The 17,670-nt window shown below is 40.6% G+C and carries 8 protein-coding genes; 4 read left to right on the top strand and 4 right to left on the bottom strand.

The annotated features are described in order from the left end of the window. Positions 1-10: 10 nt before the first annotated feature. From C511_RS0101175 to C511_RS0101160, 4 genes are read right to left on the bottom strand one after another with little or no spacing between them, the layout of a single operon-like run. Positions 11-1,339 (bottom strand): glycoside hydrolase family 43 protein, encoded by a 1,329-nt coding sequence (locus tag C511_RS0101175; protein WP_027317674.1) that lies wholly within the window; start codon positions 1,337-1,339, stop codon positions 11-13. A gap of 26 nt (positions 1,340-1,365) precedes the next feature. Beyond that, the gene (locus tag C511_RS0101170; protein ID WP_024995468.1) at positions 1,366-3,885 is read right to left on the bottom strand and encodes a glycoside hydrolase family 31 protein; all 2,520 of its coding nucleotides are present in this window, start codon (positions 3,883-3,885) and stop codon (positions 1,366-1,368) included. 45 nt (positions 3,886-3,930) lie between these two features. Beyond that, positions 3,931-6,372 (bottom strand): glycoside hydrolase family 31 protein, encoded by a 2,442-nt coding sequence (locus C511_RS0101165; protein WP_024995469.1) that lies wholly within the window; start codon positions 6,370-6,372, stop codon positions 3,931-3,933. Between the two features lie 15 nt (positions 6,373-6,387). After that, on the bottom strand, positions 6,388-8,331 hold the full coding sequence (locus C511_RS0101160; RefSeq protein ID WP_024995470.1) for a glycoside hydrolase family 97 protein: 1,944 nt from the start codon (positions 8,329-8,331) through the stop codon (positions 6,388-6,390). Between the two features lie 195 nt (positions 8,332-8,526). On the opposite strand from C511_RS0101160, the gene C511_RS0101155 reads away from it, so the two are divergent. The 4 genes from C511_RS0101155 to C511_RS0101140 all read left to right on the top strand — a co-directional run bounded on the left by C511_RS0101155 (position 8,527) and on the right by C511_RS0101140 (position 17,591). Continuing rightward, positions 8,527-10,053: a polysaccharide lyase domain-containing protein gene (locus C511_RS0101155; RefSeq protein ID WP_051260425.1), complete on the top strand. Its 1,527-nt coding sequence runs from the start codon at positions 8,527-8,529 to the stop codon at positions 10,051-10,053. Between the two features lie 69 nt (positions 10,054-10,122). Continuing rightward, positions 10,123-13,395 (top strand): SusC/RagA family TonB-linked outer membrane protein, encoded by a 3,273-nt coding sequence (locus C511_RS0101150; RefSeq protein ID WP_024995471.1) that lies wholly within the window; start codon positions 10,123-10,125, stop codon positions 13,393-13,395. A 20-nt stretch (positions 13,396-13,415) separates the two neighbouring features. After that, positions 13,416-15,404, top strand: coding sequence for a RagB/SusD family nutrient uptake outer membrane protein (locus C511_RS0101145; RefSeq protein ID WP_024995472.1), 1,989 nt, complete (start codon positions 13,416-13,418; stop codon positions 15,402-15,404). Positions 15,405-15,425: 21 nt separating this feature from the next. Then, positions 15,426-17,591 carry a DUF4957 domain-containing protein gene (locus C511_RS0101140; RefSeq protein WP_024995473.1) on the top strand — a complete coding sequence of 722 codons (2,166 nt, stop codon included), beginning with the start codon at positions 15,426-15,428 and terminating at the stop codon, positions 17,589-17,591. Positions 17,592-17,670 lie beyond the last annotated feature (79 nt).

The following is a 17,670-nucleotide window of genomic DNA, read 5'->3' as shown; positions in this document are numbered from 1 at the left end:
TGCATATCAATTATTTGAATTCCCAATAATCGAGTTTGAATAAATCATTTGCCTTTTTGCCTTTAAAGCATAGGTATAGATCGTGTATCTGTTTGGCTCCTTTTATGGAACATGACATCAGTTCATATATATCAGAACTACCAGTAGGTTTCACTTTAACCGTTCCAACTAATGGTCCGTCAGCACCATCCAAACGAATTTCAATAAGACCTTCCATGCTATCACATGCAGCGTTAACTATAAATTCCTTAGCACCTTTCGCTCCAAAATCAACACCACGAACGCACAGATATTCATTGTTATCAATATGAGTGAGGTACATTTTATTATTTGCTGATTCTTCCGTTTTTAGTCCATAGCCCCAAGCCATAGTCACAGCCTGTACTTTCCGATAAGGATTGAAAAAGCCTATTTGTTCGAGCTTCGTTTCTGACCAATAAGGAACTTCATTGATTGTTCCGTCCGGATTATAAGTCATTTTAGCAACTGAAACAGAACGCCGTTCACGATGTTCAGGCGTTTCTCTTCGAAGCAAGTCATAATTTAACCCAAATACATAAGAATTCCCTTTATAATCAATGATTCCTGGATGATTGCCTCTGGATTTTTCTGTAGGCCGCATAATGTATCCTTTGGTTTCCCAAGGACCGGTAGGTGTATTACTCATTGCATAACCAATCCCCTCGGGACAACAAGTAGAAGCAAAAGCCATGTAATAATGCCCGTTACGTTTATATGTCCAGGGACCTTCCTGATAATGTTTCGGGCGTTCGCTCAATTTAACAATATCACCTGAGTAGGAAATCATGTCCTCGTTGAGCTTTACATAATAAACATTGGGATTTCCCCAATACATATAAGCCTGACCATCATCATCAATGAACACTGTAGGATCAATATCATCCCAATGTTCTTTTTGCCATACCAAAGGTTTATTTAGAGGATCTTTAAATGGACCATAAGGACTATCAGCAACCAAGACCCCTATTCCATTGCCGTGTATGGGGCAATACATGTAGAACTTGCCATTGCGTTCAATAACTTGTTCTGCCCAAGCGCCGTTATCTCGTTTCACCCATTCAAAGCTTTTCAAAGATGCCACAGTTCCGTGATCTGTCCAGTTAACCATATCCGTAGAGGTGTAAAGCAACCAATCAAGCATCTTAAATCCTTCGGCATCATCCTCATCGTGAGTTGTATATAGAAAAACCGTGTCATTATAAACCATAGGAGCCGGATCTGCCGTGTACTTCGTTTGAATAATGGGATTCTGAGCAATTCCCGTTGTGGCAGTCAAAGCCAATAGCAATGACAAGCCTGATAAAAATAACTTCTTCATTCGGTATTAATATAGGTTGATTTTATTTATAATTTCACTGCCAATTTACGGCCGTTATATTCAATACATTGTTCCTTAGCAGTTTCTATTATCCCAACTCCGGAACCTTTGCCAACCTTTACCAATCGTAATTTACGGGAGGTTGGCATCCCTGGAAACGTACCATTACGATCAGAAACTGTTAATGTATTCTGTTTGTCGTTCCAGTCTAAGCGATAGGTAGAACAGGAACCTTGTTCATACTTGTAATTATCACCTTCGTCTTCATATACAGTAAACGAACCATCGGCACCCGGATAAATGCGTATTTCCCATTCGCCATCCTTTTTTTCAGATGTATATTGCATAACTGGTCCCATAGGAATAATTGCCCCCTGCCTTACAAACAAAGGGATTTTATCAATAGTAGCGTCAGCTTTAACCCATTGCCCCCCTTTTAAAGCTGTTCCCGTCCAGAAATCAATCCAATCTGCACCTAAAGGCAAATAAACACGACGACTCTTATCTGCATTCTCCAGAGGAGTAGAATTAGTAGTGAAATACATTGGGTTCGTAACCGGAGCAACTAAGAAGGAAGGTCCAAACATAAATTCGTCTTTCAAATCAGCGACACCTGCATCTGAAGAAAAATCAAAAGACAAGGCCCGTGTCATTGTATAACTTTCACAATACACCTTTCCGGCTAAAGAATAAATATACGGAAGCATGCGATACCGCAAGTGAAGCATACTTATCAAACTATCGTAGAAAGGCTCGCCCGGCTTACCAAAGCGCCATACTTCACGAGGTGTATCAGTTCCATGGCTTCTGAAAACCGGAAGAAATGCTCCAAACTGAAACATTCGTGTATATAATTCGCGATATCCCATATCATCCACTCCTTTGTCATAATCACCTTTCCAAAACCATTGAGGTCCCTTTTTAACAAAAAAGGCACCAATATCTATTGACCAATAGGGGCAACCGGTAGCCATAAAATTCAGTCCGGCAGGAATCATTTGTGCAAAAGACTTCCATGTGGCATGTGTATCTCCATTCCAAGTAATGGTTGAAAAGCGTTGCTGCCCCGCATAGCTAGACCGAGTGAGATTAACAACTCGCTTGGATGCATTTGTGGCACGTTGATTTTCATAAATACCCATGGCGTGATACAAAGAATACAACTGACTACGCTCCGCTCCTAAAGCATCACTCAATATTTCTGTATTCAGTTTCCAACGCCTCTCATGACTGTCCGGGCCATAACTGGCATCCATAAATTTCCAATCAGCGTCCAATGGTTCAGACGAGTCACACCACCAAGCGTCAAAGCCATTACTAAAGAATTCCTTGTTTGCATAGTTCCAATACAAGTCTCTTCCCAAAGGATTAAATGCATCATAAACAGTTGTGCCGTTGAAAAGCAGTCCTTTCTGTTTAAAATCATCAGTTTGAGGACTATTCACCGCATTAGGCCAAATTGAAATCATCAATTTAGCATTCATCGCATGAATTTCGTCGGCCAGCTTCTTTTTATCAGGATAAAAGGTCGGGTTCATGCTCATACGCCCCCACTGACCATCAGGCCAATAATTCCAATCCTGAACAATCATATCAACAGGAATCTGTTTTTGACGAAACAGCTTTAACGTGTTTATTAAATCATCCGAACTCACATACCGTTCTTTTGATTGAATATAGCCAAAAAGATAAAGAGGCATCATGGGCGATTTACCCGTTAGCAGACGATAATTGGCAATCACAGCATCCATTGTCTTTCCCTTCATAAAATAATAGTCTATCTGCTTGGCAGCCTCCAGTTCCACATAGCCCACCTCTTCTGTATCTCGAAACAGCATACTGCATCCGGCATCAAACAATAATCCGTAACCGGCTGTTGAGTTGATCACCGGAACCATCGCTTTGAGATTATGTTGGCACAGATACAGTTCTTTTCCTTTCAGATTCATATAATCTTCCATGTGTGATCCCAGACCGTAAAGTGCTTCCGAAGGCATCCAGCGAAAGTTCATCTTGTACTTCCAACTAGCCCCCACTGTGTCGCGAGTCAATACCGTTTTAACCTCTATATCGCCATTAGCTGTTTTTTCTACTCGCTTTGACGCCTCATCATAAGTAACTCGCTCCGTGAACACTTTAGTGCCGACTCTTGGAATCATAGCATCTTCACGCAACAAAGCTGAACCGTTTGTATCAAAATACGAAATAGCCCCTGTCCGAATATCTATCTTGACAATTAAACTATCCGACTTTAACCAAAAATGTTGCGCCTCTTTTCGATGAGAAAAGCGAACCCTCTCCTGGTTACGAGGGACACAAACATCTGTTCCGTTACCAACAAATTTAGCCTCTTTGGTGTATTGCACCCTTACTATATCCGGAGTCACAAAATCAACCTGCAACATTCCTTCTTTTAAAGTACAAAAGATGCCATTAGCAGAAAATGTTGATTGAATGACTTGGGAAGAAAGGCTTGTTACACTTGTTAGCCCTAGTAACACGACAGTCGATCTTAGTATGAAAGTTCGAATTAACAACTTCTTCATTGATCTTATAATTTAGAAATTAACACGCAGACAACAAGCCTCAAGTCAAAATGAAACCGTCACTTTTTTCCCGTTATAATGAACTATTTTCTGTTTTCCATCTTGTAGAACAACCTTAAAAGTTCTATTCTTTAGCATACCGGGATAGCTCCCTTTAGTGTCTCCAATGGTTAACTTACGACCAGAATCATGCCATTTCATGGGGATTTCAATATATGCTCCTTTTTCGTAGTTATAATTATCGAATTCATCTTCATAAAGGGTAAAAGAGCCATCAGCACCAGTGTAAACACGTAGTTCGAGCTGATCCCACGATTTTTCAGTAGCATATTGCACATCGGGGCCCATCGGAATAATACTACCTGCCTTTACAAATAATGGAATGGCATCAAGGCTTGTTTCTTTCGTTATTTCCTGACCACCCACCTGTTTCTGATTTGTCCAAAAGTCATACCAAACAGCACCAGCCGGAAGATATATCTTAGTCGTTTTTGTTTCAGCAAAGTTAGTTAGGGTATTATTACCAACCTTCTTTGCTGAGTCTCTGTTCCAGCCCTCTTCTTCGGAAACTTTGACTGCCTTTTCAGGCGTATATTGTGGATGAACAATAGGAGCTACAAGTAGTGACTTACCAAACATATATTGATCATTAATATCCCATACCTTTTTATCGTCAACAAAATCCATGACCAATGCCCGCATAAAAGTCGACTGATTGTTTGTAACGTCCCATGAGGTAGAATAAATATAAGGCAACAATGAATATCTCAATTTTATCATCTTTTCAATGGCATCATACACAGGCTCACCTTTCACACCGAAATTATAAATTTCTCTCGGCACATCTGTACCGTGTGAACGCATCATGGGTGTAAATGCACCAAATTGCAACCAACGCACATACAACTCCTGAAACATGGGGTTTTTAGAACCTGACCCATCATTCCATGATTTGTTATAATGTCCGGCAAAAAAACCGCCAATATCACTATTCCAATGCGGCATACCACAAAGAGAGAAGTTCAGTCCTGCCGGTATCTGGTTACGAAGACTCTCCCAAGTAGAAGCCACATCACCTGTCCATACGTTTGCTCCATAACGCTGTTGGCCTACGAAACCTGAACGCGTAAGTATAAACACACGTTTATCATTTGACACCGCACGCTGATGAGTATACACTCCTCCAACCGTCATTAGAGGATAGATATTCCGTACTTTACGAAAAGAACCTAAAAAAGTTTTAGTATCCATATCTTCAGGCTTCCAGTCGAGATGATCAGGTTCTGTTGAGTCCATCCACCAACCATCCATTCCTTTTTGGAAGATACCTTCATTCAGATACTTCCAATAGATATTGCGAGCCTCGGGATTATAAGCATCATATACGCGTACTCCGGAAGGGTAATCCATCTCGGGCGGCCAAGTCTCAAGACCCGATTGAGGCCAAGTTGAAATATTAAACAACATGCCCCTCTTATCCATTTCTTTGTAAGGCTTGGTCATTGGACCGAATGAAGACCATATGGAAATAACCATGTGAGCATTCATGTTATGCACCTCGTTAATCATTCTTTGAGGATCACTGAATGAGGGATTTTTAAACTCCATTGCATTCCAAAGATAATTATTCCCCCAATATTGCCAATCTTGTATGATTCCATCAAGAGGCACTCCTAATTCACGGTATTTTTTAACAACACCTACAGTCTCCTCTTGACTTTTGTATCTCTCTTTGCTTTGCCAAAACCCGTATGTCCATAACGGAAACATAGGCACCTCTCCAGTCAGGTAGCGCATTTGTGCAATTACCCCATCGGCATTGGCGCCATACATAAAATAATAATCAATACAATCAGCTACCTCAGAACGGAAAGATGTTTCAGACTCATTATCAGTAAAAAGCGTGGGAGAATAGTTATCCCAAAAAAGCCCATAGCCTTTTGTTGACTGAAAGAAAGGAGATACATCTTCAACATTCCCTTGAATTAGATTCTTGGTCATGTTGCGCTGAATCATTTTACCGTTTTGCAACTGTCCCAAACCATAAATGCCCTCTTCTTTATCTAGCAAAAAAGGTTGGTAAGCAGTATATGTTTTTACTCCTGCATCGTTGAAGTCAATAAACTTTGGACCTGTTTCTTTTTCCGTCAATAAAATTTCACCCTTACTAGTCTGGTAAGTTATTGCCCCTGTTTGAGTATTCACACAAACCTTAATAGATCCGGAACTCAATATAATTTGGTAATCTTTCGCTGTCGTTTGGAAATTAACCTTTTGAGGTTTAGCTATTACAGAGACGCTCTCTTTAGTGTACACATGACCTTGCGGAGCTTTCACTACTCTTACAACAGATGGTGTAATAAATTGCAATTCCAGATCAATACCTCCTTGAGAAGTTTTGACACCTGATGATGTCTTTTGGTAATCTTGCGCCAACAGAGTTGACACTCCCAAACACAAAATAAGAAATAAGCTACATGTTCTCATCGTATTATGATTAATCTATTTTACAATCAAAACTCCACCGTTACAAGGTATTGATAACTGAACTTCCTGTTTTTTATTCATTTTGACTTGCTTTGTACTACCTTCCAACTGCAAGTTATCGGTATAGATCTGTACAGATTCGCCGGCTGATATCATTGGCAAATGAACTTTAACATTCAGTGTTTCCTTTTGGGCATTAACCCCCGCAATATACCATTTATCGGCATGGCGACGTGCTAAAATGATATATTTTCCAGGATAACCGTCAATGTAACGTACTTCATCCCATGTAGTAGGAACTTGCTTCATAAAGTCAATGGCCCATGAAGGTGCATCTGTCAAGTTATTAGGCGCCAAGGCAAAATGCTGGACCGGACTCTGGAACAAAACAGCAGTAGCCAATGCAAAAACATCGGAAGTCACCCTACGGCTACCTCTTGGGGCGTTGTTTGCATTATAATATTTATTTAAGGCACTTCCTCCAAAGTCCATACTGCCCACAGTGTTTCTAATAAAAGGATGCAGGCAGGCGTTAAACGCTTCATTGTCACAACTTCCTTGAGAGAAATGAAGATTTTCACTGGCTAGTACCGCTTCGGCAGACGCAAAATTAGGATACATTTTTTCCCAGCCCCGAGGTAAAGTACATCCATGGAACACAACAAGCAGTCCATACTCATTGGCATCAGCCAAAATATCTTCATACAGTTGCATGGTATGCTGTTTGTCGCCACCAAAGAAATCAACTTTTATGCCCCTAATCCCAATACTTTGCATCCATTTCATCTCTTTGCGTCGCGCAATGGCATTGTCCATAAAGCCACGAGGCGACTGAGGAGCATCATTCCAATAGCCATTAGAATTATACCACAAATAAAGAGCTACTCCTTTACTTGCAGCGTATTGCGCTAGTTTTGCAATTTTATCACGCCCTATTTGTGTATCCCAAAGTGCATCAATCAATACCGATTGGAATTTCATTGCTGCAGAAAAATCAATATAACGAATTTGCTCATCGTAAACAGTGCTACCATCCATTCCAATAATCCAACTCCACGAGCCACCGCCGTATACATATTCCTTTGAAGCGTCATACAACGGACTTAATACATCAAAAGGAACTGTGGTTTCCACAATAGGAGCCAATGTTTCGCCTACTGTAATTGTTCGCCAGGGAGTTTCGCCCGGCAATGCAACACCCGGTGCAACAGTGCCGTTACCATTGCACTCGCCTGTTTGAGGAAAACCTATGGTGTATAATCCATCAGTCTTTCCAAGTAAACGACTTCCGCAATAACTGCCGTTCACTCCTGTTTCAGAGATCAAAACCCATCCCTTATTACCATTCTTGAAAAGGCATGGGAACGTATAACCTTCACCCCAGCCATTTTTGCCCAAAGCATCATCTACCGTATAAGGAGTTTCGTAACTGGGAGATGTACGAGCAAATCCACCCATTGGTTTACTTTGAGGGCAAAGGAAAGTTGTTGTGCCTTCAGGAAGAACAAATCCGGTAACTTCTTCTTGAACGACACAACTATGGGTTTCACCTTGAGAGAATATCTTATATTTAAAAGCTACATCCTTATTACTGATACGAAATACAACATCAAATATACGTTTCCCTTGTTGCATAAATGAGCAAACAGCTTCTGTAGCGGTATAATGAACCTTACTTTGTTTAATGTTGCGCAACTGATAAGTTTCATCAATAGCCGACGTCTTTACATCTCCGGAAAAATACATGTTATGAGAAAAATCACCGATATTTGTTCGTAATCCTAACGGAGACGGTTTCAGGAAAAGGATACCATTGTAGTTAACTGAATATGACGGGGAACCATTTTCGTCGGAAACCACCACTAATAATCTGCCGTCAGGGCTTTTAAACTCTTTCTTCTCAGCATTACAAATTGTAAACACCTGAAGCAATGTCATCACTAAAAATAGCTTTTTCATACTGTTGTTTTTCATTATACTAAAAATAGAGAGACAAATATAGTAGCTATTTGAAGAGTAAGTCCAAAGAGGTGTTACATGTTTCTTTTGTGACGTTACGAGATTCCGTCTAAATGCACCTTTTCCGATAAATATTCCCCTAATTTATGATTTTCGCAGTCTATTTTTGCACCTTGAAGTTATCTCAAGAATACTATGAATAGACAAGTAAATAGCCCGATACAAACTTTTTCGGATAAATATCTCATCCAAATACTCTTTCTATTATTGATATGGGGAGGCGTGTGTAAAGCTACCGCATCTAACTTAGTTGCTTTTCCCGGTGCAGAAGGCTTTGGTAGATATGCCACTGGTGGACGCGGTGGAAAAGTGTATCATGTCACTACACTACAAGATGGACTAGAAAAAGGCACTTTACGTCATGCAGTTATGCAGAAAGGAGCACGTACAATCGTCTTTGATATTGCTGGAACAATCTTTCTAAATAACAATTTAAGAATTGTAAGTGGTGATTTAACCATTGCCGGACAAACGGCACCCGGACAAGGAATTTGCATTGCACGCTATCCGGTTACCATTCAGGCTGATAATATTATAGTTCGCTATCTACGTTTTCGTGTTGGCAACGAAGGAGGAGGTGAACCTGACGGACTAGGCAGTACGGATTGTAAAAACGTAATTATTGACCATTGCTCCATTAGTTGGTCTGTAGACGAATGCTGTTCTGTTTACGGAGGAGAAAATCTAACAGTACAGTGGTGTTTGATTTCTGAAAGTCTTCGCACAGCGGGACATGCTAAGGGAAGACATGGTTACGGCGCAATATGGGGAGGAGATAAAGCGTCTTTCCACCATAACTTACTAGCTCACCACGAAAGTCGGGTACCCCGACTCGGACCACGCCCAAGCACCCAACAACGTGAACATGTAGATATGCGCAATAATGTATTCTACAACTGGGCGGGTAACGGATGTTATGGAGGAGAAGGAATGAAAGTGAATATCGTTAACAACTATTACAAACCCGGTCCGGCTACACCCAAAAATCAACCAATTCGCTATCGCATAGCCTCAATAGGAGTTCGTACAACAAAATACTGTCATCGAGCAGATGGAAGTCCTAACGTCTGGCACCCTATGGAACACGTTTGGGGAAAATTTTATGTAACAGGAAATGTTATTGAGGGACACCCCGAAGTCAGTCGTGACAATTGGACAAAAGGTATTTACGAACAAATAGACAAGAATGCTTGCGACAACACCTTTACAGATCAAGTAAAACAAGACATGCGTTTATCAGAGCCATTGTTTGCAGACGTCATTACGACTCATGGGGCAGAAGAAGCATATAATCTCGTATTAAAAAAAGCCGGTTGTTCCATCCAACGTGACCTCATAGACAAAAGAATTATTCGTGAAACCCAAACGGGTACAGCACAGTACATAGGAAGTGTGACTCCAAATGCAAAAGATTCTCCAGGGCTGATAGATATGCCCTCTGATGCAACACCCGAAGGAACAACCAATCCCTGGCCGGTACTAACAAACGGGGGAACTACCGCAGCTAATATAAAAGACACTGACGAAGATGGAATATCCGACAGCTGGGAAATGAAGCACGGTTTAAATAGTAAAGATGCTTCAGATGGGTATAAAACGAATCTAAATAAAGAAGGATATACAAACCTCGAAGTATACATAAATAGTTTAGTCAGTGAATAATTAACGAGTAAACAGAAATCTATTTAACAAGTTGAAAATAATTAATTGTTTAACCAAAGTAATGCTATCATGAAACAAAAAAATGAAAAGTTGAGAAGCAAATTACTTCTTTTGTTTGTACTATTATTAATGGTACCCATTGGAGTATTTGCTCAAAACATGACGGTAAAAGGTTCGGTGGTTGACTCACAGGGTGAACCTATCATCGGAGCTTCAGTAGTAGAGAAAGGCAATAATTCAAACGGTGTAATCACCGATTTGGAAGGGCAGTTTTCTCTTACCCTCCGCAAAGGAAAGCGAGTCGTCATTTCCTACGTAGGAATGGAGACACAAGAAGTAGATGCTGTAGCCGGCAAAACACTAAAAGTTATTCTCAAAGATGACTCACAAGCAATCGAAGAGATCGTTGTTATTGGTTACGGCAGTAAGGCACGAAAAGACTTAACAGGTTCTGTTGGTTCTATTTCCGGAGCCAAACTAGCAGCGGTACCTGTCACATCTGCAGCTGTAGCTTTGCAAGGAAAAATAGCCGGCGTGCAAGTGACTACCGTGGATGGTGCACCGGGAGCAGACATCAATATTCGCGTACGTGGAGGAACGTCCGTTACCCAAAGCAACGAACCACTTTATATTGTTGATGGTTTTCAAACTGACAACATAAATGATATCCCCCCCGCAGATATTGCTTCGATAGATGTTTTAAAAGATGCATCTTTGACTGCTATTTACGGTGCAAAAGGTGGTAACGGTGTAGTTGTTGTTACTACAAAATCAGCCCAACAAGGTAAAGTATCAGTTGGATTCAATGCACAAATGTCAATTAGCAAATTAGCGAAAAAGCTTGATCTAATGGACACATATGATTTTGTACGTTATCAATATGATTGGGCTGCAGCAAACGGAACACGTAGTTCAAATGCAAAATATTATCGAGCTAATTTCGGTAACCCTCTTGATCTTGACATCTATCAACGAGCCACAACACGCGATTGGCAAGACGAAGTTATGAGCGAAACACCATTTAATTATTCCACCAACTTTACCGTAGGAGGAGGCACCGAAAAATTCCGTTTCAATGCATCTTTAACCAACTCAGAAGACAACGGTATTATTATGGGTTCAGGCGTTCGTCGTACAAATTTGAATATCAAAATGAATATTCAGTTGACTAGAAATCTAACCCTGACAATCAATCCAAGATTAACATACCGACGCGACACCGGAGCTGGTGGCGATAAAATAGGCAGTGGAGGTATCATCGACGTTCTACGCTATCGCCCAACCAACGGTCTGCGCGAATTTGCTTTTTGGGATCCGGCTACAGTCGACCCGGATGATGAAGCTGTATTCGAATATACTAACCCGAAAAGCGACATTGACCAAAATACATTAAAAAAACATTCTTATGCCTATACCAATCAGTTTAGTTTGGATTGGAAACCCATTGAAGGACTCACATTACGTACAGAAGGAGCACATTTTATCTCATTCAACGACGAAAACCGTTTTTTTGGTGCTATGACCGATGAAGGTCAGAATAATAAGAAACTACCTGTAGCAGCCATCACAGATAAGCGTACTGAAAAATACACTTGGACCAATACTGCTTCTTATGGGTTTGATATTGACAATTTGCATAATTTTTCTTTCCTATTAGGACAGGAAATTCAACACAATCAAACCAAACAAAGCTTTATAAAAAATCGCTATTTCCCTCGCAGTATTTCTGCGGATAGAGCACTCAATAACATGGGATTGGGAACACCTTGGGAATCGACGTCTTCTTTATCCACTCCCGAACGCACTGCTTCATTCTTTGGACAGACAAGTTATAACTACGACCATAAATATTTAGCTTCTATTACATTCCGTGCTGACGGTTCCACCAAATTCTCTCCGGGAGAACAATGGGGATACTTTCCATCTATTTCAGGTGCTTGGGTACTTTCTAAAGAAAGCTTTTTGGAAAATAATCCTATTATAAGCAACCTAAAATTAAGAGCAGCAATAGGTTTGGCGGGTAATAATCGAATTGATAACGACATGTGGCGCTATCTTTATTCCGTAAATACAACAGGCGGACCTGGTTTTGGTGAAGTTACTGAGAATGGAGAAAAATGGTATGGAAATGCCAGTGGAAGCACTTTTGCCAATACTAAAATTAAATGGGAAACAACACTAACGCGTAATTTAGCCTTTGATCTTGGCCTGTTTGGCGATCGGCTCACTATTACACCTGAAGTTTATTGGAATACCACTAAAGATTTGCTCTATAAATCGGACGTACCATCAACAACGGGATACACGCAACAAATGCAGAATATCGGTCAGGTAACTAATAAAGGGTTTGAATTAACGATTAGTGGTGATATCCTTCGTGGAAAAGATTACGTATTGAGTGGTAACCTCACATTTGGCTCCAACAAAATGAAAGTAGATAAACTGAATGATACAGATAACGTTATTTGGGATCAGAATGACCGTTGGAAATCCAGCTATAATGATTATTGTCTAAAAGTGGGCGACCAAGTCGGCTTAATTTACGGATTTGTTTATGATGGATTGTACGGTTTCGATGAATTCGATTTTGACCCAAATCAAAATTTCCTTGCCGTACCTAAAGAAGGTACTATTATCAATAACGTTTTTAATGACAGTAATTCGGGTAAAGCAACACTACCCGGTAAAATCAAATTCAAAGATATCAGTGGTCCGAACGGCAAACCCGATGGACAAATAACAGAAGACGACCGAACCATCATTGGTAATACAAACCCCAAAGTACAAGGAGGATTTGGCTTGAGCGGACAGTGGAAAGGGATCGACTTCACAGCCAATTTCAACTATATGTATGACTTTGACGTAAATAATGCCACCGCATATCAACTTTCATCATCAGAAAGCAACAGCAAAAACTTTTTCAACGTACTGACTAAGTTCAATAATCGGTGGACCTACGTACGTGAAGATGGCGAATGCTTGTACAAAAACACCTACCTTGAAAATTCGGTAGAGCTCTACAAAGAATTGAATGCAGGTAAAACATTGTGGAACCCAACAGATGTAACCAACAAGGTAACTCATTCTTATTTCATTGAGGATGGATCATTCCTTCGTTGCCAAGACATCACCATAGGTTATACTCTTCCAAAACAGCTTACAAATAAATGGGGAATGTCAAGATTGCGCTTCTACGTAAGTGGATCTAATCTCTTCATTATTACAGGCTACTCTGGCTACGACCCCGAAGTCGACGTACAAACCGGCTTAACAAGTGGTATGGACTACAACAGATATCCACGCAGCCGCAGTTTCGTATTTGGAGCAAACATCACTTTCTAATACATAAAAACGGATTACATATGAAAATAAAAAATATTCTTATTGCTGGTCTGGTTGCAGTTGGCTTTTCTTCATGCAATGATTTCTTGAAGGTTGATGCCATCTCGAAATACGACACTGAGTATGTTTTCAGCGACAAGACTGAAATTAATCGCGCTTTAAATGGCGTTTACGCACAACTATTGAACAGTAGCACCTATGGTAGCGCCTACATGAGTACCTTCTGTCTAAATAGCGATGTAGATATGTCTATATCTACCAGCGAGGTAGCTACAGATAATAACTACCGTCGCTTTGATTGCAACAGCATGGGAGGAGATATCAATAAATACTGGATTGCCGCTTTCCAAGGAGTGGAATATGCCAATAATTTCATTTACGGTTTGGAAAACAGTCCGCTTTTTAGCGCATCAGACGCCGAATTAATGCAACAGTTAGGTGAAGCAAAAGTGATTCGTGCCATGTTTTATCATGACCTGGTAGTCCTGTTTGGCGATATACCATTCTCACTAACTCCTAACTTCGAATCAGATGATTTTGTCATGCCTGTAGTTGATCGTGAAGAAATTCATAAAGCATTAATCGAAGACTTGAAAGGCATTGCACCTTACATGTCATTCGCTCGTGATCTGAGTGATGGTGTAGAACGTGTTTCAAAAGAGTTCTGTTGGGGAATGATTGCTCGCATGGCTCTGACCTGCGGTGGATACTCTCTTCGTCCTGACAAGAACAATGCAACCAGTTATGGCACCATGCAACGCCCTTCAAACTACAAAGATTACTATCAAATAACCCAAGCCTATTGCGATTCAGTTGTTTCATCCGGGACTCACTCACTACGCCTACCCTATCGGCAAGTATTTATTGACCAATGTAATTACATTGTAAACAACAATGACGATTCGATGTTTGAAATACCTTTTGCGAAAAACTCAAGTGGTAGCATCGGTTATATTCAAGGACCAAAGGGTGAGAATTACGAAGGCGCTACATCCGGAAAAAATGTTTGGGGAAAGAGTGACGGAAACGCCCGTTTAAACGCCTTTTATCGTTACTCTTTTGACGATGAAGACGCGCGTCGCGACTATGTCAACGGAATGTGGTATTATTTATACGACGGCACCCCATCCATTCTTACTGACTACACTGTATTCAATAATAAATGGTCTAAATTCTGGGCTAATTCTGCTAATACATTAGGAGCTGGCAGCACTGGAAACACTGGTATCAATTATCCTTATATGCGCTATGCCGATGTATTATTGATGTATGCAGAAGCCGTAAATGAGTTGGAAGATGGAGTGAGTGGCACCAATGGTGCGAAAGCTATTGAAGCCCTCAGACAGGTACGTGCCCGTGCATTTACCAATTCTGATAAAATCGATGCATACATCGCTTCGGCTTCCGGTTCTAAAACAGATTTCCTAAAAGCAATACTCAACGAACGCAAATGGGAATTTGCCGGTGAGAACATGCGCTGGAAAGACCTGGTTCGTAATAATTTATATGGAGAAGTACTCTATTATAGCTTCTTACGATACTACGCAGTGGCTGAAAACGCAGCAGGAACTTCTGACTATATTGAAGCGGTAGAGCAATACGACGGTAAACCCGGATATTTGGAATTAACCCTGCCTTACACCATATATTATAAAATAACAAATAATCCGAATAACACCTATATTTATCCCAATACGACATTAGATGTACTAGAACTGTATAATCCATACAAATCTGAGAAATATCCGGGTTCCGAATGGACAGCAGGAGATTATTACGGATGGTGGAATGACACCGACGGATGTCCTAAAGACCAGTGCTTATTCTCATTCTACGGATTTATTCGTGGTGACCGGGGAGGCAATGTGTATTTAATAAAAGATGGTGAGATTTATGCTCAAACCGGTGCATCAAGCCTACCTGTAGTACGCTATATTTTACCTTACCCCAATGCAGCAATACAGCGTAGTGCTGGTCAATATAAGAACTATTATGGTTATATTAAGTAATCAAATTGAAAAGAATACAATATGAAAAATAAATTAAGTTACATACTGATACTCCTCATGTCTGCATCCATCTTTTCTTGTAAAGACGATGAGGTGGTGAGCAGTGATGGCTACTCTTCCGATAGAGAGTTTATGACCATGTTCCGCAAAGACGATAATACCGGCAAGGGTGATTCAGATCCCTATAGATGTCAGGCGGTTAACCTGAATGACATCCAACTTTACTGGTATGGAGTGAAAGACTGTGCTGGTTATGAAGTCAAAATGGCTTTACAACCCAACGTATCTTCGGGTTTAGCTAAAGATTGGGAAAATCCTGATTACATCTTATTTGATACGATTGTAGGTCCCGATGTAACAGATCTTTTGATTAAAGATCTACAGTATAGCACTGACTACCGCTTTGCCATACGAACACTCTCGAAAAAAGGAGAAGCCTACCATTCTAAGTGGTATGGCTATGGAAACGGACGCCAGTGGGCCGACTATTTAGGGATTACAACGGGAGACAGATACAATGTTCCCGAAGTCATTGTTGTCAATCAAGTAACTAAGACAACTTTTCGCATCAACATTGATCGCGCTTATGCAACATCTGGTGACGACGGAACCTTCAAAACGAACTTTGAAGTCGATGAAAATGGTAATTTTGTGATGCATGTCATTACTATCGAGGCTTCTCCAACTAATCCACAAGCAACAGTGCCCGAGAAATGGCAGAAATACAGCCTTACTTCTGCCGACTTCCAACGTGGTTACATAGACATTGACGGATTACAGGAAAACAGTGTATATGTAATTAACGCAGAAAACAAAAACATACCAGTTCGTTGGGATGCTATCTACAACACTTGCGTGATACGTATGGACGGAGATCCCGGAGATCCAATTCTGATAAAACATTTCTGTGACCCGAATGATACCATTGCAGGAGCTACCACATACAATGCTTCACGACTTGATACCATCTTATCAAACTACAATAGTGATGCATCACTAGCAGAAGGTACTATATTTGAACTGGAAGGTGGAAAAACCTACTACCTAGCCAACAACGTATCATTGTGCAAAGGACTAACTTTACGCACCAAAGCAGGAACCGGCAGGGCCAAAGTGTTAATGAATGGTATGTCAACCGTTAATGGAGCAGCACAAGCGATGAACTTCATGTTTGGTCGTCAACCACAATCAGGAGAACTTGGTGGCATCAATATCAAATCACTTATTTTTGAAGATATCGACTTTGACTGTCCGTTAGCTAAAAACTATGGTGACGGTAGTGTTACAGGAAACTATTTCATCAATATGTACTCCAATGGTATGGCGGTAACACTTCAATCATTTGAACTTAAAAACTGTACATTCCAGCGAATGATTCGCGGTTTCGTCCGAGTTCAGGGAACAAACCGTAAGAATTTTGAGAAATTTATCGTAGAGAACTGCCTGTTCTACAATTGCGGTTACTATGATAATAACGGACGCGGTTATGCATGGATTGCCGGTGACGGTACCCCAGATACAGGTAAGTCTAACATTTACGCTAATATGATATTCCGTAACAATACATTCTATGACTCACCCCGTACTTGCTTCTTCACAGACAATGGTAAAAATTTGCCGTGGCCAAGTAATATCCAATATAATATTACATTAGAGAACAATACGTTTGTCAATTACAGTACCCGTTCATCCGGCCGTAAGATATTTGACCTGCGATACTTACCAGGTGGAAGTAAGATTACGGTGAAGAAAAACCTCTTTATCCTGACAAAGAAAGATGGAGATGCCCGTAATTTATACATGGAAGGTATGGATATTCGTCAAGTTAATGGCTCTGGTGAAATCACATTTGATGTGGCACAGAATTATTCAACCAATACAAATCTGACCAGCGGAAACATATTCTCTGCATCAGCATTTAGCGCTAGTAAAAATAGTGCAGGATTCTGGTCAGACTATAACCTCTCCGGTAAGGCAGAACTGGAAGTTCATTTAGGCCAGAATGGAATTTCGCCAACAGACCTGATGACAAATCCTAACCCACCTTATGCAAGTCCGGATGCGAATATGCACGAAGTAGATAACCTTGATGGTCTTTACTACAAGAACACCGATGCAGTTCGCAACCACGAAATTTACAAATTGGGTATCGGTGACCCGAGATGGGCTAAAACCGTCATGCCTTAAAAGATAAGGCAATAGGAAGTCGGGAGACTTCATCAGACATTTTTTGCAAAAGGGTGTATTGTACACAAATACGATACAC

Source organism: Bacteroides graminisolvens DSM 19988 = JCM 15093 (assembly GCF_000428125.1).
GTDB classification, from domain to species: Bacteria; Bacteroidota; Bacteroidia; order Bacteroidales; family Bacteroidaceae; genus Bacteroides; species Bacteroides graminisolvens.
This window is presented reverse-complemented; position numbering and strand designations above follow the sequence as displayed.

Coding starts and splice junctions, on each gene's coding strand:
- C511_RS0101175 (WP_027317674.1), bottom strand. CDS start 1,339: ATGAAGAAGTTATTTTTATCAGGCTTGTCATTGCTATTGGCTTTGACT.
- C511_RS0101170 (WP_024995468.1), bottom strand. CDS start 3,885: ATGAAGAAGTTGTTAATTCGAACTTTCATACTAAGATCGACTGTCGTG.
- C511_RS0101165 (WP_024995469.1), bottom strand. CDS start 6,372: ATGAGAACATGTAGCTTATTTCTTATTTTGTGTTTGGGAGTGTCAACT.
- C511_RS0101160 (WP_024995470.1), bottom strand. CDS start 8,331: ATGAAAAAGCTATTTTTAGTGATGACATTGCTTCAGGTGTTTACAATT.
- C511_RS0101155 (WP_051260425.1), top strand. CDS start 8,527: ATGAATAGACAAGTAAATAGCCCGATACAAACTTTTTCGGATAAATAT.
- C511_RS0101150 (WP_024995471.1), top strand. CDS start 10,123: ATGAAACAAAAAAATGAAAAGTTGAGAAGCAAATTACTTCTTTTGTTT.
- C511_RS0101145 (WP_024995472.1), top strand. CDS start 13,416: ATGAAAATAAAAAATATTCTTATTGCTGGTCTGGTTGCAGTTGGCTTT.
- C511_RS0101140 (WP_024995473.1), top strand. CDS start 15,426: ATGAAAAATAAATTAAGTTACATACTGATACTCCTCATGTCTGCATCC.